Origin of the sequence: Flavobacterium fragile (assembly GCF_023634865.1) — a bacterium.
GTDB classification, from domain to species: domain Bacteria; phylum Bacteroidota; class Bacteroidia; order Flavobacteriales; family Flavobacteriaceae; genus Flavobacterium; species Flavobacterium fragile.
The window spans coordinates 1-22,307 of the sequence record NZ_JAMLJN010000008.1; the positions used below are offsets into that span (position 1 = coordinate 1).

Consider the following 22,307-nt stretch of genomic DNA (forward strand, 5'->3'; position numbering starts at 1 on the left):
GAAAAAGCTTGCCTTAATTGCAGTTGTAAACAAACTATTAAAACAAGCTTTTGCGATTGCAACAAAAAAAGAATATTATTCAGTGAAAATTAACTAAAATAAATTTGGAAAAAAACACAGTTCATTCTGAACTCGTTTCAGAATCCCCTACAAAGTAGCCCACCACTTTACCCAATAAAGCCAACCTTCACCAGGCAACATTCAAAAAATACGCTGCATAACAAAAGTACTCATATAAAAAACTACACCAAAAAAAGAGAGAAAAACTCTACCAAAAGCAAAAAAACACGACGAACTACATCTAATAGAAAAAATATTACGAATAATTCAAAAAATATTGTACCATTGTAAGTAAAATTACTTTTTTATTAAAAAATCCTATTCAAACAAATTGATCAAGAAAAAAATAAATAAGCTATTGAAAAAACCTTGGTATTTAGCTTGCCTTGTAAGCAGCTGGGGATACGGACAAACCTATATCAAAACCAATCCAGTAAGTCCGATATTTTCAATGATACATGTTGGGGTAGAAACCCAACTCAATTCAAAATTTTCTTTAGGAGTCGATGGAACCCAATCCATAGCGAAAAGCCACAATGGAAAACCTTTAGAAGTAACCCTAATTACAACCGAACTAAGATACTATCCACGAGGCATTCAAAAAGGATGGTTTTTTGGTGCTCATGTAGCAGGAAGTCATTTCTACTTACAAAAGTATAACTATTACAATACCAACTCGGTACAAAAAGGATACAATTTCATGTTAGGTGGCAGCGTGGGGTACGTCTTTCCTCTAACCAAGCAACTGAACCTCGAAACCTATATAGGAGGTGGAAACATTAGTAGTTTTTATAAAGGATACGACTATGAAACAGGCATTCGGTACGACCTTGCCAAAAAGTGGAACAAAAGTGGCGAATGGCTGCCGTATCGTTTGAGCATAAATTTGGTGTATGACATTAAGTAAAAACAAAACATAAAAAACCAACAAACTTGCGTTAAATACTACACCAAAATCAAACCTCTTCCCCTTCATATCTAGACACACTCATGAAGTTAAAACCGGCATAGCTAAATTTATTTTACATAAAAAAAACCACCGCATTGCGGTGGTTTTAATTTATAAAGAAGAAGGAGTATTACTCGCTTTTCACTACTTTAATTTGCTTAACAGCATCTTGCGCCATGATTTCAATAACGTAAGTTCCAGCAGCATAAGCAGACAAATCTATTTGAACCGCTGGCGACTGCTCTTTACGATCAATCACAACTTGACCCAATAAATTAATCACACGTACGTGAGTAATCGCATCAGAGTAAGTAATATGTAAAATATCACGAGTTGGGTTAGGATAATACTGAAGCGCGTTAGCGTCAAATTCAGCAGCACCTAAAGTAACCGTAACCGTAACCGCTAAAGCAGCACTTCTACAAGTTCCCACTACAGAAACTGCGTAATACGTTTGACCGTTTACCAATTCAGTTCCAGCAGCAAGTGGATTAGTACCATCAGCAGCATCTTGAGCCGTAGCATACCACACAATTCCAGTACCCGAAACGTTGATATCCTCGATAGTAGCATCAGAAGAAATAGCACCAAAAATGTTTTGCGTAGAAGCACCTGTTGGAGAAGCAATTGGAGTAACACTAATCGTTACAGCCGTTCTAGTACTCTCACAACCATTGCTCAATTGCGACACATAATACGTACCCGGAGTTAAAACATCCGTAGACAATAACGGACTACCTCCAGTAGCACTTGTATACCAGTTGAAAGAAGAACCATGAGGTTGTACTTGCGCCACTACTGGAGCCGTACAGAAATCTTGATTCACAGCATTTGGAGCACTTGGTACTGCATTAAGAGTAACCGTTACAGCCAAACGCGTAGTACTTTCACAACCGTTAGCGGTTTGAGAAGCATAATAAGTAGTACCATTAACCAATCCAATATTCGCTAAAATAGCCGACGGATACTCCGTTCCTCCAGTAGCAGCAGAATACCATTTAATATCCGTTCCTGTTACTACTAAATTAGCCATACTAGCCGAACCACAGAAGGTCTGAGTTGCTGCTCCAGTAGGAGCACTTGTAACATTAATAGTAACAGTTACTGGCATGATTTTCTCACAACCATTAGCATTAACCGCTTTAATATAATAAGTACCTGAAGTAGCTACCGCACTTGGAGTTGCTAAAGCAATTGTAGCGGCACTATCTGACCAATAAGACAAAGTTAATCCTGAGTCAGAACCTAAAGTTACAGCAGCATCTTGAAGATCTACTGTTGATGGACTACAAACGGTTGCAGGGTTAGTAATAGTTAATACTGGTAATGGGTTAACAGTGACAACTACCGAAGCAACAGCACTACAACCATTAGTATTCGTTCCTTTGATAAAATAAGTACCCGAAGTGGTTACAGCAGAAGGATTCACTAAAGCAACTGTGGCAGAAGCATCTGTCCAATAGGTAAATGTCAATCCAGTATCAGATCCTGTTGTTACAGCAGCAGCTGTTAAATCAACAGTAGCTGGACTACAAACGGCTGTAGGATTAACCGTTACAACTGTTGGTAAAGCATTAACCGTTACATCTGTTGAAGCCGTACGAGTACAACCTGCTAAAGTACTTGCAGTAGCAGTGTAAGTTACAGCAGGTGCTACTACATTAGATTTAAAGTATACTGTTCTAGAAGATGTACCTGCAGTATAAGCAGTAGTGGCAGCAGCATCAGTATATAAATTAGTCACTGGAGTCCAAGTAATGTGCTCTCGAGACTTAATTACTTTAACATCATCAATTAACCATCCATAATAGTTAGTGCTTGAATCCGTAGTGTAACGGAATCGAATTCTGAATTGAGAACTTGTCAAAGCAGCTGCTGGAATAGTAAAAGTTTCTGTCTTCCATAAACTAGTGGCAGGCGAAGCACCTGGTGTAGAAGTAGAAGAAGAAAAAGTGCTTATCCAATCAGCATAACTTCTTGTAGTAAATCGAACTGCTGTCGTATTAAAAATGGTATTGGCTGCTGAACCAGAATAATTTTCTGGAGCAAAAGAAGTCCATGTTGTACCTCCATCTGTAGAATATTCTACAAAACCATAATCATAAGAATTCGTACTACCTTCAAAAGCAGCAATATGTGAAAATACAACTTGAGCACTTTCAGCACCTGTTAAATCGATGTTCTGATTTAAAGAATAAGTAGCGGTTGCACTACTATTAGTAGTGTTAAAACGAACAGACGAACTACCTTGCGCATAATAACTAGTATTTAAAGTTGCTGTAGCATTTGAACTAACCACTAATTCACTTGGCAACACTTCCATTGTAGCCCCATAAGCATTAGACCTTTCTAAACCTCCCGTCGCCGTTAATGCAACTGAAGTGTCTAAACAAGTGTTGATGCTAGCTGGAGCAATAGTGATAACTTCAGGTCTTGGATTCACGGTAACAGCAAAATTTGCTGTTGTAGAACATAAACTACCTGAAGACTGAGTTGCTGTCAACGTATAAACAGTTGAAACTGCTGGATTAAATGTCCATCCTATATTTTGATCTCCACTAACTCCTAAAGCTGGTGTCCAAACATAAGAATCATAATCCCCAATTGTTGAAGTAACCGTCACAACAGGTGCACTTTCTGATTCACAAATAGTAGCCGAAGTCGCACTTAATGTTAAGGCTGGAGGTGGTGTAACTGTTGCTACAACAGGAACTCGTACAGATCCGCAGCTAGAAACCCCTTGTAACCTTAAATTCAAACGCGTAGTCGATGTAGATCCTGTAGTAGCAGACATTCCACTTGTATTGGAATGAACTACCATAGGACTACTGGTAGTAGAGAATAAGGTCTCCGCATTGTTCGTTTGATTAGCACCACTATAAACAACATCGATAACAACATTAGAAATTCCATCCCAAATAAAAGGAGTAGAAAAAGGAATAACTTGCTCACCTGATGCCGTATGCGTATGAACTACTGGTCCATAAACAGTGGTAAATCCTGTGGTGGAAACCCATGAACTGGTCATTGACGTTTGTGATGATGTACCTATCTTAACTGTAAATCCTGCATTAGTAGCAGCATCCCCTAAACTAGTAGTAAAATAAGACATGGAAGTAAACGTACCTGCAGCCAAACCTGCAGCCAATAATTCCTGAGCAGTATATAAAGTTTGGATTCTATATGAAGACCATCTATTTACGAAAGCTGAAGGTTGACTTGTTAAAGGTGTCGTTGAAGTTCCTGTACCAATTATACCATTTGAAGGTGAAGTGGTAGTGGCACTTGCATAATAAGTTGTAGTAGTAGCAATAGAAGGAGTAGTAAAAGTAGCTCCTGAACCTAATGATACACCTCCAGTAGCAGCATCAAACCATTCAATCGTAGAACCACTATTTCCTGTAGCACCTAATTGTACTGTACCTGTACCACAACGAGTACCTGCTGTTGTTGAAGTTACACTATTAGTAAAAGTAATTTGTACTGGTATTGAAGCCCCCATTGCTGGTCCCGTAGCACAAGTAACCTCACACATGTAATAGGTGGCTTGAGTTGGACTAACAGTTAAAGTAGCCTGATTTGCACCAGCAATAGTAGTATATAAAGTACCATCAACAGAAGATTTCCACTGATAAGTTACTCCTGTTCCATTAGTGCTGTTTTGTAAACTCAAATTCACATTAGCACCTAAACAAATAACAGTTGATGAAGCAACAGTATTTCCTGGCGTTGGAGTTCCGCTACATACGTTAGAATCCGCATAACTCAAGAAACCAGTATAATCAGGAAAAGCTAGCGGAGTATTAGACTCTGTAGAAGCACCAGCAGCAGCAGTTGCCACCGATCCGAAAGAATTAGTATATTCTCCAGCAGCAGAAGCAGCCTGTACCGGAATACTACTAGCCAAAATACCCGAATCAAACAAACGAACATTAACACCTGTAACAGTTCCTGAAACAATAGGAGCTTCCCATCGTTTTGAAGTCGTCATGTTAACAATCGAAGGATTTAGAGTTCCTGTATTTGAATCAAATGCCTCAGCCTTAACAACAGATACTGCTGTTGTTACAGGAGCAATAGCAATAGGAGCATAAGTAGATTTCCCAACTGGGAATGAAATATAATTGGTTGCACTGTTACCAGAAGCAATCGTTCTTTGGAACGGACCTTTAACCATATTAGTAGCACTTGGTGTACCTGTTAAAGTTCCAGCTGCTGTAGCTGTTCCTAATGTTAATAAATTAGTAGTAGTAGTGTTTATAATACCTGATGTCATGTTTAACGTTCCACTTACTGATAAAGGAACATTTAATGTAACTCCTGTAGCGTTTGAATTATTAACAGTTAAAGAAGTTAAATTAGCCGTTGGTGAAGTAGCTAAATTTCTAAAAACACCAGAACCTGAAATAGTCTGCGCGTTTGTAGATGCAGTAACAGCAGCATTCGACCATGTAGCTAAACTAAGAATACCTGTAGCAGTTAAAACACCATTGTTAACAATATTACCGGCAACATGAGTTGTACTAGCCAATTGATGCTCTCCTTTTATAATATTCAAGTTTCCTAATACACCAATAGTAGAAGTTGATTTATAAAAACGATTGGTTCCAGGTTCAATATTAATAGCTAAATTTCCGTAAGACAAATAACCTGAACCAACCCAAAGATAATTATAAAAACCATTTGTATGTCCACCTGCATCGGTCGATAAACCATCTCCAAATTGAACGGTATGACCAGTTCCTAGAGTCACACTAGAACCAGAGTAGGCCAATGCCATATCATAAGTAGTACTTGAACCAGCATGTGGGTCTACAACAATTAAGGTACCCCCCGTTAAGTTTAATAAATTCGTTCCTAAATATACGATACTTCCAGAGTAAGAATATGAGCCCGCAGAAGAAGCCACACTATTCGCAGCAACACCTGCTGCATTACCATCCACAATAATGGTTCCACCGCTTTGGTTGAAAGTATTAGAAACCGAAAGTTGTCCATTAATAGTTAAGGTACCGCTCGATACCGTTAAAGTTCCTGCATTAGATAAAAGGCGATTACCTCCTCCAGACGGACCTAATGTAACAGTTCCTCCTGCTACAACTAAGGCTCCTGTACTAGTATTTGAAATACCAGAAGCGCTTCCACCTGTAACAGTTAAATTCCCTGCATTAGCATTAAGGATACCATTATTGGTAATAGTTGTTCCAACAGACAATGACCCTGTACCTGAAATGGTAATAGTAGAGGATGCTCCATTAGTAACCGAAGTTGTAGTAGACATTGAACCACCACTTATATTTAAGGTACCGTTATTAGTAAGAGATGTAGTAACTCCTAAAGTACTACCTGAAACATTTAAAGTTCCTCCAGCATAAATTATCATAGTGTTAGAAACCGCTGCAGTTGCATTTACTGCAACTGTCGTGCCTCCAGCAATATAAACCACATCTGATGCAGTAGGAACCGCATTTTTATTCCATGTTGAAGGAGTTTCCCAATCACCATTAGCAACCGAGATAAAAGGTATATCTGTAGCATTAATACCCATGTAAATATCACCTGCTATCAATTGTGCAGTTGTTAATCCAACACGTTGAGCTCCTGGTGTTATTGTACCATTTTGATGAGTACCTGCCAATGGAGCATTAGCCAACATAAGTCTTGAGTTTCCGTTTGATGGTAAAAATACATTATTGGCTACAGCTACCACAGTATGAGCTCCTGCATGTGAATAAGCACCATCTTTTGTAATAGTCCATTTTCCATCAAATCTATCTGTTATGGTGTAAGTACCATCAACTACCGAAAGACCTGTTGTCATAGAGGTAGCATCTGTATAAGTTACAGCCAATTCACCTGCCACATTACCAGTAGTCGAACCTGTTCTTGAAATGTACATAGCTCTTTGAACTCCAGTAGAAGAAATAAAAGGATATCTTGAAGTGGAATTAGTAGGATCTGATCCTGCTGTAACAGAAGTACCTGTAGAAGTAGCAGACCACCATCTTGCAAAAGTTGCCCCTGGTAAGAATCCAGTACCAACAGGAGCTGTTAAAGTATTCCCTGCTGCTGCATTTCCAAAAATTAATTTATTAGCTCCTAAATCTACTCGAGCTCCTGTTAAGTTAAGATTGTAAGCAATTTTAATATTATTAAATGACCAAACAATATTCGGTGTCACTGTAGCCGTATTGCTAAAAATTAAATTTCTAATGACACTCGAGTTAAACGAACCTGTACCAGAAACCATCTGCACTGCCGTACCATTTAATGTTAAATTCCCTGCTGTAGTCGCTCCAACAGAAATATCAATAACACCATTATTCGTAATATTACCCGAAACTGTAAGTGTTTTACCGGTAGTACCATTAAATACATTTACCAAACCTCCCGCATTTACAGCTAAATTTCCATCAATAGTAAAAGAAGTAGGAGTTGTGCCATAGGTTAGAGTTCCATCAACAACAACATTTTTTGCTGCTTGACCAACCGCATCAACAGTTACAGTAGTTCCAGCCGAAATAATAATATTATCATATACAGTAGGAACCGAATTAATATCCCAAGTAGAAGGGGTACCATAATTTCCTGTAACAATGGAAACAAAATTTCCTGGTGCATTAGTTATTTGAGACCCTGATATATCAGCAGAGATTACTGCTTCAGAGAGTGCTTGAACTTTATAATAATAAGTTGTTGAAGGTAATAAACCTGTTTGAACTGAAGCATAAGCCTGACCTGTTGTAGCAGCAGTTGTTGAAGCTACCGTTGAAGTTACTACGCCTGAGGTAAAACCAGCATCAGTTGCTCTGGTAACTAAAAAACCATATTCGGTAGTTGAATTATCCACCCAATTAATTGTTGTTCCTGCTGAAGTTACTCCTGAAAAAGTTAATGCAGTAGGCGCTTCAACTGTTGAAGCAGGTGTGAATTTATAAAAAGTATTTGCCAAATTTGCTATTAGTACACTCGCAGCAAATGAATTTGTTGTAGGTGATGTAGCAGTTGTATTTTGAGTTGGCGTAGCACCTACTGTAATATATGCAGAAGCATTAGCAGTATTACTTGAACTGTGAAATATAGATTTCGTTACACTAGCAGTTGAAGAATTCTTTATACCTCCGTATAAAAATTCAAATACACCAGTACCTTCATTAAGCACCAATTGCATATTCCCAGAAGTTTGAGGATCAGTCCAATTAGCATAAAAATTATTCCATTCAATGATTAATTTTCTGTTTGGTGCTGTTCCTGTAACCAAGTAAGAAATACCTGTACCTGTTTCATTATCACCCCCCATTGGAGCTAACGTTACAGTAGAAGCTGAATATCCAGAAACAGAATTACCCATTGCCGTTCCACTTCCACTTGTATGTAATCTTACTTGTCCATCAGTATTAACATTAAAATGGGAATAATTGGTCCCCATGTAAGTAAAATTGAATCCTATTGGTAAAATGGTACTTGCTCCACTGTCTGCTGGATAAGCAGCTATTCCAGGAACAGGAGTACTACCCGACATTGAATTCAAAATACTGGGTCCATACGTAAATGTGTAATTGGCAGCAGACTGCCCTTGCACAAAAACAAACGAAAATAACATCAAAAACGTATAGACAAACGAAAACCAGTTTCGATTGCCAAACGAATACGATGCCGCTTTCTGCTTTTGAAAAAAAGTTGCCCCAGAAGAATTTTGGGGAACAACCGAATCGTAATTGTTTATCATAATTTATAATATTGGAAAATATTTAACATACAAATATAGTATATTTTATTAATATTATGTTAAAAAAATAACTTTTTATAAATTTCAAAACAAAACAATTGCAATAATTCCAATTATAACCAAATCAAGAATCAGACCGCTCCAAAACCACATAAAGTCCCAAACCGGTCAAACAAACGCGAACACGGCGTCCTCGAACCTCATCCACCACAGCTTCCTGCCCTTTAAAATAGCCCGAATCCAGAGTAATAACACTCCCACGCTCCAAAGCAGCAACCGTCACTTTTTGATACCCCTCCAACAAACGGCGTTGCAAATCTGCAATTTCAGCAGCAGCAACAACCGCAGGCTTGCCCAACCAAAACAAATACCGAACCACTCCCGGAACCTGAAAAACCACATCGCGCTCATGCTCAGGCAAACGCACAAAAACATAGGAAGAAAAAAGAGGACAAGATACCTTCTTTTTGCGATCACTCCACTGCTTCACCTCTTCAACCATAGGACAATAATTCTCAACACCCAACTGCGTAAGCCGATCCGCCACCTTCTTTTCATTACGAGCCTTCGTATACAAAACATACCAATTCATATTTCCAACAAAAAAATTAAACAATAAAAACAGAGAAATTCCCCCCGCCTAAATATAACCCATTTTAACCCAATCAAGAAAAAATAAAACCCTTTTTTATAAACACCTCACACCCAATCCATCTCCCCATCATCAATCACTTTTCACTATTCACTTATCCCTAATCTCTTTTCACTTCTCACCATTCACCCTTAACCATTCACCCTTAACCCTTCACCCTTAACCCTTAACCATTCACCCTTCACCATTCACCCTTCACCATTCACCATTCACCCTTCACCATTCACCATTCACCATTCACCATTCACCCTTCACCATTCACCCTTCACCCTTAACCCTTAACCATTCACCCTTAACCATTCACCCTTAACCATTCACCCTTAACCATTCACCCTTAACCATTCACCCTTAACCATTCACTACTCACTCAAGTAACACCCCTAAAGTCCCCTCAAGGGGACAATACCTTCTAATAACTTTAAGTTCATATCTTTTCAATTAAAAAATCCTCACAATCCTTTAATCTGCGGTTAAAACCAACCACCATCTCAGCGCCTTTGCGAGCAAAATAAAACAAGTGCAACGCCCCGTAAAAAACCCCAACAAAAAAACCTATCCTTCTGTGTGGTAAAACCACTCCCCAATTAAAATTTCAAAGATTTATCCAATTATCCAAATCTGTGTTCCAAAAAATCCGTCCCCATCCATCTTCGCTTTAGCGAACCCTTCAACGCAAACAAAGAAAATCCGCTTCATCAGCGCTCCGCTAAGCGGACCCCGTTTCATCCGCGTTCCAACAACTTGAGGCAAGATAAGTGTTCAGTCGCAGTTTTCAGTCGCAGAGAAAATCCGTCCCCATCCATCTTCGCTTTAGCGAACCCTTCAACGCAAACAAAGAAAATCCGCTTCATCAGCGCTCCGCTAAGCGGACCCGTTTCATCCGCGTTCCAACAACTTGAGGCAAGATAAGTATTCAGTCTCAGTTCTCAGTCACAGATAAAATCCGCCACCATCCATCTTCGCTTTAGCGAACCCTTAAACGCAAACAAAGAAAATCCGTTTCATCAGCGCTCCGCCAAACGAACCCGTTTCATCCGCGTTCCAAAAACTTGAGCCAAGATAAGTGTTCAGTAACAGTTTTCAGTCACAGAGAAAATCCGTCATCATCCATCTTCGCTTTAGCGAACCCTTCAACGCAAACAAAGAAAATCCACTTCATCAGCGCTCCGCCAAACGGACCCGTTTCATCCGCGTTCCAACAACTACTGCTTCGAGAACCTCAGCCTCCGTTATCCAAGTTCCTAAAACAAGTTCAAGAACAAATCCAAGAATTTTAAAGATTTCTCCAATTATCCAAATCTGTGTTCCAAAAATCCGTGTTCCAAAAACTCAAAACTACACCGATTTTTTTGTCATTCCGCCAAAATAGGAATCTCCTACAAAGTAGGCTACTAAACTTTACGCAGTAAAACCAACCTTCAACATTCGTTATGCAACACCCAAAAAACCAAATCGTGTAACTAGTACTTCAAACTTTGTACTTCACCTCACTTCTAAATTCTAAATTCTAACTTCTAAATTCTAACTTCGTACCTCTCACTTCTAAATTCTAAATTCTAAATTCTAAATTCACACTTACCCTTCACCCTTCACCCTTCACCCTTAACCCTTCACTTTTCAAAAAAATCCGTATTCCAAAAATCCATCACCATCCGCGTTCCAAAAAAAACAAAACAATCACAAAAAAAACACCCAACAAAGTAACCTTTGCTGGGTGTCCAATATAGTAAGACTAAAAACTACTGAATAGGTAGAATAATAGAAGCCGCATGAATAATATGATTATTCCCTAACTGTTCTTTTTCAAAAGCGAATCTTCCTTGTGTTTCCAAACGCAAACCTACAAGTGGTGACAACCAGAAATCTAAAGCAAGTCCAGTATTAAACGTTTGATTCGGAACTCCATCAGTCCACATAGCACCTAATCCCGCAATAACACTAGCATCAAACCACTTAACATCTACTAAATGAGAATCAAATGTATACAAACCATTAACATTAATAGAAGCATAAGTTACATTGCGATCAATCATCATACCATTGTGAAGATTTTCTTTTTCTAATTCATTAAGAAAAAATTGTCCCTCAACACTGAATTTATTGTCAAATTTTCTTTGAACCGTAAAAGCAGAAACAGTCGGGATCACATTGATATCCTTTGAACTGAAATATTTATCTGCATGTAAAGCATTATTATTCAATAAATTGGAACCAAATCCAAACAACCACTTTTTACTAACCTCTTGCTCTTGAGCATAAGAAAAAGTTCCTAATGTTAACAATACTAGTAGAATAGTTTTTTTCATTTTTTTAATTTTATAAGATTATTTTGTCAAAAATACGTATTTTTTTTTAAAATCAAAATTTCAATGTAAGATATTGAATTTTAAAATTACAACCTGCCATCAACAGGAAAATCCAAAAAACCTTTTACATCATAAACAACATGATTAGGTCGTAATAGGGATAAAAGATCTAAATCACGAAATTCTTGATGCGCAACACCCAAAACTAAAGCGTCAAATTTCAAATCAGGCAACACTTGAGTGGTAGTAATCCCATATTCATGCAGCACTTCTTCAGGTTTCGCCCAAGGATCATAAACCGTAATCTGTATTCCATACTCCCGCAATCCATGAACAATATCAATGATTTTGGTGTTGCGCACATCAGGACAATTTTCCTTAAAAGTAACACCAAGCAACAGAAGTTGTGCATCATGCAACACAATTTCTTTCTTAATCATCAATTTTACCACCTGAGACGCAACGTACTCTCCCATACTATCATTCATACGACGACCCGCCAAAATAATTTCGGGATGATACCCTGCTTCCAAAGCCTTCTGTGCTAAATAATACGGATCCACACCAATGCAATGCCCTCCAACCAATCCCGGCTGGAAAGGTAAAAAATTCCATTTGGTACCCGCTGCTGCAAGCACCGCCTGAGTATCAATATCGAGTAAATTGAAAATCTTAGCCAATTCATTCACAAAAGCAATATTAATATCGCGCTGTGAATTTTCGATAACTTTGGCAGCTTCAGCCACTTTAATGCTAGGAGCAAGATGCGTTCCCGCTGTAATAACACTACGGTACAAAGCATCCACTTTTTGTCCAATTTCTGGAGTAGAACCCGCCGTTACTTTTAAAATTTTTTCAACAGTATGCTCTTTGTCACCCGGATTAATGCGCTCAGGCGAATAACCCGCAAAGAAATCAATGTTAAATCGTAAGCCCGATAATTTTTCCAAAACAGGAACACACTCTTCTTCAGTAACTCCCGGATAAACCGTAGATTCATAAATCACAACATCTCCCTTTTTTAAAACTTTAGCCACAGTTTCACTGGCTTTGTACAAAGGAGTTAAATCGGGTTTATTGTGCTTATCAACAGGAGTAGGCACCGTCACTATATAATAATTACAGTCGGCAATAGCTGCTAATTGATCCGAACAAACAAGATAATGCGAACGATCATCTGAAGAGTGCGATTGTAAAACCGATTGCAACAAATCAGGCGCTACTTCAAGCGTTACATCGATTCCTTGGTTCAATTCCGCAATACGTTGTGCATTGATATCAAATCCCACCACAGGATACTTCGTAGCAAACAATCGCGCCAAAGGCAGCCCAACATATCCTAAACCGATAATAGCCAGACGGGGTAATGGTGTGATAGGGTGATTTTGAGACATTATAAATTCCATTTTTCAGGTTCAACAATCATTCGCACCAACATTCCTAATATCATATCGTATTATTTATATAATTTTTCGTATTCTTCAATCGTAACATAATCACAAGCTAGAGCAAAATCTAGCCATACGTGAGTTTCGGCAGCTTCAGATTCACAATCAGAAAGTTTTGAAACAAAATTTTTAGGATAACGTCTCTTCCTGAAAGCCTCAGCAAGATTAGCACAAACAGAGCGAGAACTTCTTCTAATTTGATCCGTTAAGGAAAATTTCTCTTCAGCAGGAAAGGATTTAGATAATTGATAAATAACCATAGCCGCCTGAAAAGCCGCCTGATAAACCCTTAAATCTTTGTGAGTAGCAATTTTCGCCATAATTTATAATTTTTAAAACTAACATCCCCCAAGTCACCCAATCTCCCTCTCTCCTCATCTCCCTCTCTCCTCATCTCCCTCTCTCCACATCTCCCTCTCTCCTCGTCTCCCTCTCTCCTCATCTCCCTCTCTCCTCATCTCCCTCTCTCCTCATCTCCCTCTCTCCTCATCTCCCTCTCTCCACATCTCCCTCTCTCCACATCTCCCTCTCTCCTCATCTCCCGCTCTCCTCATCTCCCGCTCTCCACATCTCCCTCTCTCCACATCTCCCTCTCTCCTCGTCTCCCTCTCTCCACATCTCCCTCTCTCCTCGTCTCCCTCTCTCCTCGTCTCCCTCTCAACTACATCATCCCAATTCCTTGGTAAACAAATCCTATTTTTTCTAACTCATGTTTGTTTAAGATATTGCGACCATCAAAAACAAAAGCAGGCTTTAACATACCATCATATATTTTTTGCCAATCATAGGTCTTAAATTCATCCCATTCTGTTAATACAGCAATAGCATGAGCATTATGACAAGCTTCATAAGGATCTGAAAACGTGCTTAATAACTTTTCATTATCGTGTTCTGATCTTGTATTTAAGTAATTAATATCAGATAGCATTTGTACTTTTTCTACTTTGGGATCGAAAACGGCAATATGAGCTTGCTCTCCCATTAAATCATCCGCAACATAAATAGCAGCAGATTCACGAGTATCATTGGTGTCTTTTTTGAAAGCCCAACCCAAGAAGGCAATTTTCTTACCAGAAACGGTGTTGTAAAGCGTGCTGATAATGTTTTTAGCGAATCTTCTTTTTTGATGGTCGTTCATAATGATAACTTGTTCCCAATAATCCGCCACCTCGTGCAAACCATACGATTTAGCAATGTAAACCAAATTCAAAATGTCTTTTTGAAAACAAGAACCTCCAAAACCAACAGAAGCCTTCAAGAATTTAGACCCAATGCGACTATCCAAACCGATTGCCCTTGCTACTTCATTCACATCCGCCCCCGTTTTTTCACACAATTCACTCATCGCATTGATAGAAGAAACGCGCTGAGCTAAAAAGGCATTCGCAGTTAACTTAGACAATTCCGAAGACCAAACATTCGTCGTTAAAATGTTCTCCTTAGGAACCCAATTCGCATAAATGTCCACCAAAGCCTGAATCGCTTTTTGCCCTTCAGGAGTAGTATCACCACCAATCAAAACACGATCGGGAGCAAACAAATCTTCCATAGCCGTTCCTTCCGCCAAAAACTCAGGATTAGACAAAATTTGGAATTGAACACCATTCCCCGTATGATCCAAAATTTCATTAATAGCACTAGCCGTACGAACAGGCAAAGTAGATTTCTCCACTACAATCTTATCACTTTTAGCGACACGCGCAATTTGACGCGCACACAATTCAATATATTTCAAATCGGCAGCCATTCCCTTCCCAACACCATACGTTTTGGTAGGAGTATTCACCGATATAAAAATCATTTCCGCTTCTTCAATAGCACGATCAACTTCCGTGGAAAAGAATAAATTTCTGCCGCGAGCTTCCGCTACTACAGCATCCAATCCAGGTTCGTAAACAGGCAATTTTGACAAATCAGCAGCATTCCAAGCAGCAATTCGTGCCTCATTTAAATCCACAACCGTAACTTTAATGTGGGGACATTTTTGAGCAATAACCGCCATAGTAGGACCCCCAACATAACCCGCCCCGATGCAACAAATACTTTTAATCATTTTTTGAAATTATTTTAAATTTTCCCAATACCAACGAATCGCTTCTTCCAATCCTTCCTTCACGGAATGCGTAGGCTGATACCCTAACAAAATCTTCCCTTTAGAAATATCCGCCAAAGAATGAGGAATATCACCACCACGAGACGGACCATATACCACCTCAACATCCCGAACAGCAGGATCAAATGGCAGTAAATTTTCTTTTATATACTGAATCAATTCATTCAAAGTAGTACGCTCTCCAAAAGCCGTATTATACACCTGATTCACCGCCTCAGGATTTTGAGTCTGCAAAGCTAAGGCATTCATCTGAATTACATTATCAATATAAGTAAAATCACGTGAATAAGTACCATCACCATTTATCACCGGACTTTCATGCTTCATAAACAACGAAATAAACTTCGGTATCACCGCAGCATAAGCCCCCTCCGGATTTTGATGCCTCCCAAATACATTAAAATAGCGCAACCCTATAGTTTCTATACCATACGTCTTACTAAAAACATCCGCATAAAGTTCATTCACATACTTAGTAACCGCATAAGGAGACAAAGGTTTTCCAATCACACCTTCCACCTTAGGCAAACCCTCAGAATCACCATAAGTAGAGGAAGAAGCAGCATACACAAAACGTTGCACTCCCGCATCTCTAGCCGCCACCAACATATTCAAAAACCCAGAAATATTCACCTCATTAGTCGTAATAGGATCATGAATAGAACGAGGCACACTCCCCAGCGCCGCCTGATGCAAAACATAATCCGCTCCCGCAACCGCCATCCTACAAACCTCCAAATCTCGAATATCACCCTCAACAAGTGTAAAATTAGGATGCTCTAAAAAAGAAACAATATTTTTTCTAAATCCAGTCGAGAAATTATCCAAACAGACTATCTCATTATCCTTCAAAAAATACGCACAAAGATTAGACCCAATAAAACCAGCCCCACCAGTAATTACAATTTTTTTACCCTCAATCTTCCCCATCTAAATAATACTTATTAACCTTTCCTCCAAAATTTATCCATCAACTCCCCCCACTTTGACTTTGACTGTACATCATCATGATATGCTTCACCGTAGCCATATCCATATCCATACCCATATCCATATCCATAAATAGCATTCAATTGAAAATCGTTTAATACAACACTAATATTGTGTAATTCACCTCTATTGTGTTTTTCTTTTACGACATTTAACATTTTCTTTTCAGTAACTCCCTGTCGTGTTACGTACAATGTTGCATCACAAAACTGAACTAATTCCAAAGCATCCGAAACTAATCCTACAGGAGGTGTATCTAAAATAATATAATCATAACGTTTTTTTAGTTCTTCAATCATTTCAGCCAATGATTCACTCATTAATAGTTCTGAAGGATTTGGAGGTATTGGACCCGATGGAATAACATCTAAATGTGCAATACTTGTCTTTTGAATAACTTCATCTAACGTTTTTTGACCGATTAAATAATTAACAACTCCAATTAAGTTATTAATTTTAAAATCACTAAAAATTCTAGGTTTTCTTAAATCTAATCCTACTATGATAGTATTTTTATCGCTTAAGGCAAAAACAGTTGCTAAATTTATAGAACAAAATGTTTTGCCTTCTCCACTTATTGAGGATGTAATCATTAATGTCTTAGCTCCTTGCTTTTGTTGCTTTTTATAAATGAATTGTAAAGAAGAACGTATAGCTCGAAAAGATTCAGAAAGTGATGACTTAGGTTTTTCATAAACAGCTAAATTACTTTCTACATCTTTCTTGCCAATTACACCAATAATAGGAATATTAGTAAGCTTTTGAATATCTTCAATAGTATTAATTTTATTATCAAGTAATACCAAAATAAAGACAATAGTTAATGGTATTAAAAAACCCAGAAATCCAGCTAAAATATAATTAATACTTGTTTTTGGACCTCTTAATCCCCCACCCACATCTTTAGCTGGATCTAAAAATTTTATATCAGAAATATTAGCCGCTTTTACAATTTCGGCCTCACTTCTTTTTTCTAAAAAAGTACTATAAATTTTGTCTTTTAAATTATACTTTCTGGTAATTTTGATGTGCTCTTGTTTGTTTTCTGGAAGCACACTAGCCTCTGCTTCTGCTGAAGCAATATTTTTATTGATTAATGACAAATCTAAATATAGTGCACTTTTTGCACTAGTAATATTTTCTAATAGCACTTTCTTAATAGATTCCATCTCCATTTCAAAGTCAGAAAACAACTTTTTGTTTTTAACTGAATAGGACATGTTAGCTCGTTCTGTTGAAAGCTGTATTAATTTAGAAATATTACCTACTACATTAGGATCATCTATTCCCGCAACTGAAGGTGCAGGTAGTTTAGAATAATCGGTAGTTTTTTCTAAATAATTTTTTAGCAAATTGTAATATGCCATTTTTCTATTTATGGCATCACGTTCCAAATCGTAATTTGAAAGTTTTGAACTTAACAAACTACTATTACCCTCACCTTCTAACTCGAAAATATTTTTGCCTTTTCTAAACTCTTTCAATTCATTTTCTGCTTCTTTGATTTGCTTTTCCATCTCTTGAAGCGTGCTATCAATAAAACTAATGGTATTGTTTGCAAATTGATTTTTACTATCTAACTGTATTTTCCTAAGAACATCCACAGTAGTATTTAAATATTCAACCAATCGATATTTGTTTGTACCCTCAAGCTGCAAACGTATAACCGACAAAGCCTTTGAATCCGCACTAACATCTAAACCTCTGTAAGAAGCTACTGTTGAATTAAAATCATCAAATCGCAAGAAATATTCTTGATTAGTGTAATCTATAGCTTCAGACTTGATTATTAATTTAAAATATAAAAAAGGTAATTCTACAAGTTCATTAATCTTGTACACTTTTTTAAAAACACCTGACACATTAACTGGTCGAATACTTAAATCGTTATAATGTACAACAGATGCTGAAGTTGCTTCTCCAAAATCCACACTCAATTCATATTGAGTGGGCGATATAAATTTAATCTTTACGAGTTGTCCAAAAAGTTGCCCTTTAGCTTTATCTATTTCTATATAAAATGGAACTTCTCCATAGACATCTTTAAAAAAATATTCTCCTTGTTTTAAATACTTTACGTAATACTGAAGTTTATCAACGACTAATTCGTTGTGAGATCTAGATTTTAACGTTGTAATAATAGTTTGTACTTTATCTGATGTTCCTCCCCAATTAAAAACTAAACTTGTATTGGAGGTAAAAAAAGGATTATTTTCATCTTCAACTACTATTAAAGATTCCATTCCATACAGACTCTCCTTTCTTATATTTACATTATAAGCTATGATGAAAGTTATTACAAGAGACAGCAAAAACCACTTCCAATAGGTTAAAATCTTAAAGAAAAAACCCTTGAAATCAAATGAATTCTGCGACTCAAAAAAATTAAAATCTTTAGTGTCTAACATGTCTTTCTATTATAAAGTTTTAGACAACACTAGTAACGTTGTAATTAATGAAATTGCTGTCATAATTGTAGCAACCGATTGTACTCCCGTTACACCTGTTCCCCAAGTTTTTTGTTTTAGTGGCTTTATGATAATGTAATCATTGGGTTGAATATAATAATAAGGCGAACTCATCGCTTTATCGCTTGTTAAATCTATAGTAAAAGTTTCAAATCCGTGCGCAAACTTTCTTATAATCTGCACTTCTTTTCGGTTACCTGTCGTAGTAATATCGCCAGAATTTGCTATGGCTTCCATTATAGTTACTTTATCCTGATATAAAACATTAGTACCTGGACTTCCAATTTCTCCGTTGATTGTATATCGAATTCCCGCTAATTTTACGGTAACAAAAATATTAGCTTCTTTCTTGAAATATTCTTCTAATAATTGTTTTTCTATTTTTTGTCTCACTTCATCTGTTGTAAATCCTAACACATTTACTTCTCCTAAAATTGGCACTCTAATATTTCCATGATCATCTACAGTGAAACCGTTAAAAAATAAAGCTTGTGGTGAAGCCATTGTCTGTCCAGAGGTTTGTGAAATAGAAAACATATCCACTAATTTTTGGTCAAGTGCTTTGATATTTATACTCAAGATATCCCCTGTCTGTACACGATATGGTTTCGAAACTTCTTGAGAAACTTCAATAGATTGTGATTTTTTATTTGGATTTGAACGTAAGTAAGTCAGATCTTTAATTGATATACACGAAGTAAAGAAAACAGACAATATCGCTAGAAAAAATATTTTTTTCATAAGTTTAGCTCTTAAGACTTGCATTCATCAAAAAACGGTATAAATGCTAATGTCAATAAATTAAGAAACAAATATAGTTTTTACCATTAAAATAAGGAAGTGATTTGTTCTTTTTTGATGAAAATTTAATTAATACGGTTTAATTGAATTTTCGAAAGGAATTCGATTTAGTAAACTTCTCCCCAATGTTACTTCATCTGCATACTCCAATTCATCTCCTACTGCAATTCCTCTAGCAATAGTAGACGTTTTAATTTCGAAATCTTTTATCTGTTTATAAATGTAGAAATTCGTGGTATCGCCTTCCATTGTTGAACTTAAAGCAAATATGATTTCAGCAACATTTCCTTTTTTTACTTTTTCAACTAACGAAGTTATTTTGAGTTGGCTCGGCCCTATTCCTTCTATTGGCGAAATTTTCCCTCCCAACACATGATATACACCTTTGAACATGCCTGTATTTTCGAGCGCCATCACGTCACGAACATCTTCTACAACACAAATAATAGATTTATCACGAGAAGCATTGGAACAAATACCGCATATTTCATCATCAGAAATGGTATGACATTCTTTACAGAATTGGATTTCATTTCGCATAGCGGTTAAAGCTGAAGACAAAATTTCAGTTTGTTCCGCAGGTTGTTTCAACAAATGCAATACTAATCGCAACGCTGTTCTTTTACCAATTCCTGGCAATTGAGACATTTCGTTAACAGCATTTTCCAATAATTTTGAAGGCAATTCCATTTAGCAAAAGTAAAAAAAAGATGGGAGATGGAAGTTATAAGTTGGGAGTTTTCCGAAAATAATTCCAAATGAATTTCTTTTAGCTTCTCTCAACAAACTACTATCTTTTTTGTTATTTTAGCATCTTCAAAAACCTATTTATGACTTCAGGAACTATTTTAGCCATTATTGTTATCTACTTCGGAATTCTGATTTTAATTTCCAACTTTGTGAGTAAAAAAGACAGTAGTAACGATGCTTTCTTTAAAGCTAATAAAAACGCGAAATGGTATTTGGTTGCTTTTGGAATGATTGGAACTGCGCTTTCAGGCGTAACTTTTATATCTGTTCCTGGAGAAGTAGGAAATCCTGATTTGCAGTTTAAATATTTTCAGTTTGTTCTTGGAAACGCGATAGGATTTATCATTATCGCCACTGTTTTACTTCCGCTATATTATCGGATGAATTTAACTTCGATTTACAGTTACATCGAGCAAAGATTAGGTGTGGTAAGTTACAAAACTGCCGCGACTATTTTCTTGATTAGTAGAACTATTGGTTCAGCTTTTCGTTTGTATTTGGTAGTAATTGTATTGCAACGTTTTGTTTTTGATGATTTTGGAGTTCCTTTTGCACTTACCGTTTTAATTTCGTTAGCCTTAATATTTGCTTACACCTATCGTGGTGGCCTAAAAACCATTATTATTACTGATACTTTACAAACCTTCTTTCTGGTTTCGTCTGTATTTTTAACGATAATTTTTATTTGTAATAGTTTAGATTTAGGATTTGTTGATGCTTTTGAAACCGTTAAAGAAAGTCAGTATTCCAAAGTTTTCTTTTTTGAAGATTATGTAAAGGGAAATTATTTCTGGAAGCAAGTTTTAGGTGGCATCTTCGTTACTATAGCTATGGTGGGATTAGATCAAGATTTAATGCAAAAAAACCTAAGTTGCGCTAACATTGGAGAAGCACAAAAAAACATGTTTACTTTCACCGGAATTTTTGTAATTATCAATATTTTCTTCTTGAGTGTTGGCGCTTTACTTTACTTATATGCAGAGAAAAACGGAATTTCAGTTCCCATGGTTGATGGTGTAAAACGCACCGATTTACTTTTTCCTGAAATCGCTTTTAATCATTTGAATATTATTCCAGCAGTAGTTTTCTTATTAGGTTTAACTGCAGCCACTTTTGCCACAACGGATTCTGCTTTAACTGCTTTGACCACATCTTTTTGTGTAGATTTTCTTGGAATGGATAAAGCGGAAAACCAAAACAAACCCAATACTGTGAGAACACGTCATTTTGTTCACATTGGATTTTCGTTGCTGATGTTTTTGGTGATTATTATCTTCAATTCTTTGAATGATAAATCCGTGGTAACCATGATTTTTAAAGTAGCGAGTTACACTTACGGTCCACTTTTGGGATTGTACGCATTTGGACTATTTATGAAATCAAAAACCGTTCACGATAAATTAGTCCCAATTATCTGTTTTATTTCTCCTTTGATTTGCTTTTTGTTAGCCAAAAATTCGGCAGCACTTTTTGGAGATTATGTAATTGATAACGAATTAATTATCGTAAACGGAATTATTACTTTTATTGGATTATTGTTAATCAGCAAACCAGCTACTAGTCAAACCAAATTTTAATATTGATTGGTTGCTAATAAAACCAAGGTACAAGCAACTTCATATTTGATATTATTTGCTTCCAATATTTTATAAAAATTCGGATTTTCGGTTCCTGGATTAAAAATAACGCGTCTTGGTTTTAACGACAGAATATAATCGTAATAGTCTTCTTGAGCTTTTGGATTAATATATAAAGTCACTGTATCCACTGCATGAAAATCTAATTTTTCGGTTTCTATTGGAATATCAAATACCATTCCTTTTTTAGCACCAATAGCCACAACTTGATGACTTTTATCTACTAAACTATGAATGGCTTTATACGAATAACGCTCTTTATTTGTGGAAGCTCCTATAACTAATGTTTTCATTTTATACTTTTTTAGAATTTTAAATTTACGAAATATTTTTTACTTTTTTACTCTTAGAAGTCTTTTGGTTTAAGTTTAACATAACAATTAATTGACTCCTACTTTTCTTTT

General features: G+C 36.8%; 13 protein-coding genes. 2 read left to right on the forward strand and 11 right to left on the reverse strand.

Annotated features, from left to right (window positions below; genetic code table 11):
• Positions 1–418 precede the first annotated feature (418 nt).
• Entirely contained in the window at positions 419–967 is a 549-nt protein-coding gene (locus tag NAT47_RS09760) for a DUF3575 domain-containing protein (protein WP_250582308.1), read from the forward strand.
• 172 nt (positions 968–1,139) lie between these two features.
• Here NAT47_RS09760 and NAT47_RS09765 read toward each other — a convergent pair whose 3' ends face one another.
• From NAT47_RS09765 to recR, 10 genes are all read right to left on the reverse strand, one after another.
• On the reverse strand, positions 1,140–8,738 hold the full coding sequence (locus NAT47_RS09765; protein WP_250582310.1) for an Ig-like domain-containing protein: 7,599 nt from the start codon (positions 8,736–8,738) through the stop codon (positions 1,140–1,142).
• Positions 8,739–8,862: 124 nt separating this feature from the next.
• Entirely contained in the window at positions 8,863–9,330 is a 468-nt protein-coding gene (locus tag NAT47_RS09770; protein WP_250582311.1) for a UpxY family transcription antiterminator, read from the reverse strand.
• A gap of 1,799 nt (positions 9,331–11,129) precedes the next feature.
• A complete protein-coding gene (locus NAT47_RS09775; protein WP_250582313.1) occupies positions 11,130–11,696 on the reverse strand; it encodes a porin family protein in 567 nt (188 codons plus the stop codon).
• An 86-nt stretch (positions 11,697–11,782) separates the two neighbouring features.
• On the reverse strand, positions 11,783–13,102 hold the full coding sequence (locus NAT47_RS09780) for a nucleotide sugar dehydrogenase (protein ID WP_250582315.1): 1,320 nt from the start codon (positions 13,100–13,102) through the stop codon (positions 11,783–11,785).
• 50 nt (positions 13,103–13,152) lie between these two features.
• Positions 13,153–13,464 (reverse strand): four helix bundle protein, encoded by a 312-nt coding sequence (locus tag NAT47_RS09785; RefSeq protein ID WP_317236597.1) that lies wholly within the window; start codon positions 13,462–13,464, stop codon positions 13,153–13,155.
• A gap of 341 nt (positions 13,465–13,805) precedes the next feature.
• Positions 13,806–15,197, reverse strand: a complete 1,392-nt coding sequence (locus NAT47_RS09790) for a UDP-glucose 6-dehydrogenase (protein ID WP_250582317.1) — start codon at positions 15,195–15,197, stop codon at positions 13,806–13,808.
• Between the two features lie 9 nt (positions 15,198–15,206).
• The gene (locus tag NAT47_RS09795; RefSeq protein WP_250582319.1) at positions 15,207–16,187 is read right to left on the reverse strand and encodes an SDR family oxidoreductase; all 981 of its coding nucleotides are present in this window, start codon (positions 16,185–16,187) and stop codon (positions 15,207–15,209) included.
• A 14-nt stretch (positions 16,188–16,201) separates the two neighbouring features.
• Positions 16,202–18,655: a polysaccharide biosynthesis tyrosine autokinase gene (locus NAT47_RS09800; protein WP_250582321.1), complete on the reverse strand. Its 2,454-nt coding sequence runs from the start codon at positions 18,653–18,655 to the stop codon at positions 16,202–16,204.
• Between the two features lie 9 nt (positions 18,656–18,664).
• Positions 18,665–19,456, reverse strand: coding sequence for a polysaccharide biosynthesis/export family protein (locus tag NAT47_RS09805; RefSeq protein WP_250582322.1), 792 nt, complete (start codon positions 19,454–19,456; stop codon positions 18,665–18,667).
• A gap of 129 nt (positions 19,457–19,585) precedes the next feature.
• The gene (gene recR / locus NAT47_RS09810; RefSeq protein ID WP_250582324.1) at positions 19,586–20,206 is read right to left on the reverse strand and encodes a recombination mediator RecR; all 621 of its coding nucleotides are present in this window, start codon (positions 20,204–20,206) and stop codon (positions 19,586–19,588) included.
• Positions 20,207–20,346: 140 nt separating this feature from the next.
• On the opposite strand from recR, the gene NAT47_RS09815 reads away from it, so the two are divergent.
• On the forward strand, positions 20,347–21,843 hold the full coding sequence (locus tag NAT47_RS09815) for a sodium:solute symporter (protein ID WP_250582326.1): 1,497 nt from the start codon (positions 20,347–20,349) through the stop codon (positions 21,841–21,843).
• Here NAT47_RS09815 and NAT47_RS09820 read toward each other — a convergent pair.
• Positions 21,840–22,196, reverse strand: coding sequence for a CoA-binding protein (locus tag NAT47_RS09820; RefSeq protein ID WP_250582328.1), 357 nt, complete (start codon positions 22,194–22,196; stop codon positions 21,840–21,842). The two genes, NAT47_RS09815 and NAT47_RS09820, sit on opposite strands and share 4 nt — an antisense overlap.
• Between the last annotated feature and the right edge of the window lie 111 nt (positions 22,197–22,307).

Coding starts and splice junctions, on each gene's coding strand:
- NAT47_RS09770 (WP_250582311.1), bottom strand. CDS start 9,330: ATGAATTGGTATGTTTTGTATACGAAGGCTCGTAATGAAAAGAAGGTG.
- recR (WP_250582324.1), bottom strand. CDS start 20,206: ATGGAATTGCCTTCAAAATTATTGGAAAATGCTGTTAACGAAATGTCT.
- NAT47_RS09820 (WP_250582328.1), bottom strand. CDS start 22,196: ATGAAAACATTAGTTATAGGAGCTTCCACAAATAAAGAGCGTTATTCG.
- NAT47_RS09815 (WP_250582326.1), top strand. CDS start 20,347: ATGACTTCAGGAACTATTTTAGCCATTATTGTTATCTACTTCGGAATT.
- NAT47_RS09805 (WP_250582322.1), bottom strand. CDS start 19,456: ATGAAAAAAATATTTTTTCTAGCGATATTGTCTGTTTTCTTTACTTCG.
- NAT47_RS09780 (WP_250582315.1), bottom strand. CDS start 13,102: ATGGAATTTATAATGTCTCAAAATCACCCTATCACACCATTACCCCGT.
- NAT47_RS09800 (WP_250582321.1), bottom strand. CDS start 18,655: ATGTTAGACACTAAAGATTTTAATTTTTTTGAGTCGCAGAATTCATTT.
- NAT47_RS09765 (WP_250582310.1), bottom strand. CDS start 8,738: ATGATAAACAATTACGATTCGGTTGTTCCCCAAAATTCTTCTGGGGCA.
- NAT47_RS09785 (WP_317236597.1), bottom strand. CDS start 13,464: ATGGCGAAAATTGCTACTCACAAAGATTTAAGGGTTTATCAGGCGGCT.
- NAT47_RS09790 (WP_250582317.1), bottom strand. CDS start 15,197: ATGATTAAAAGTATTTGTTGCATCGGGGCGGGTTATGTTGGGGGTCCT.
- NAT47_RS09795 (WP_250582319.1), bottom strand. CDS start 16,187: ATGGGGAAGATTGAGGGTAAAAAAATTGTAATTACTGGTGGGGCTGGT.
- NAT47_RS09775 (WP_250582313.1), bottom strand. CDS start 11,696: ATGAAAAAAACTATTCTACTAGTATTGTTAACATTAGGAACTTTTTCT.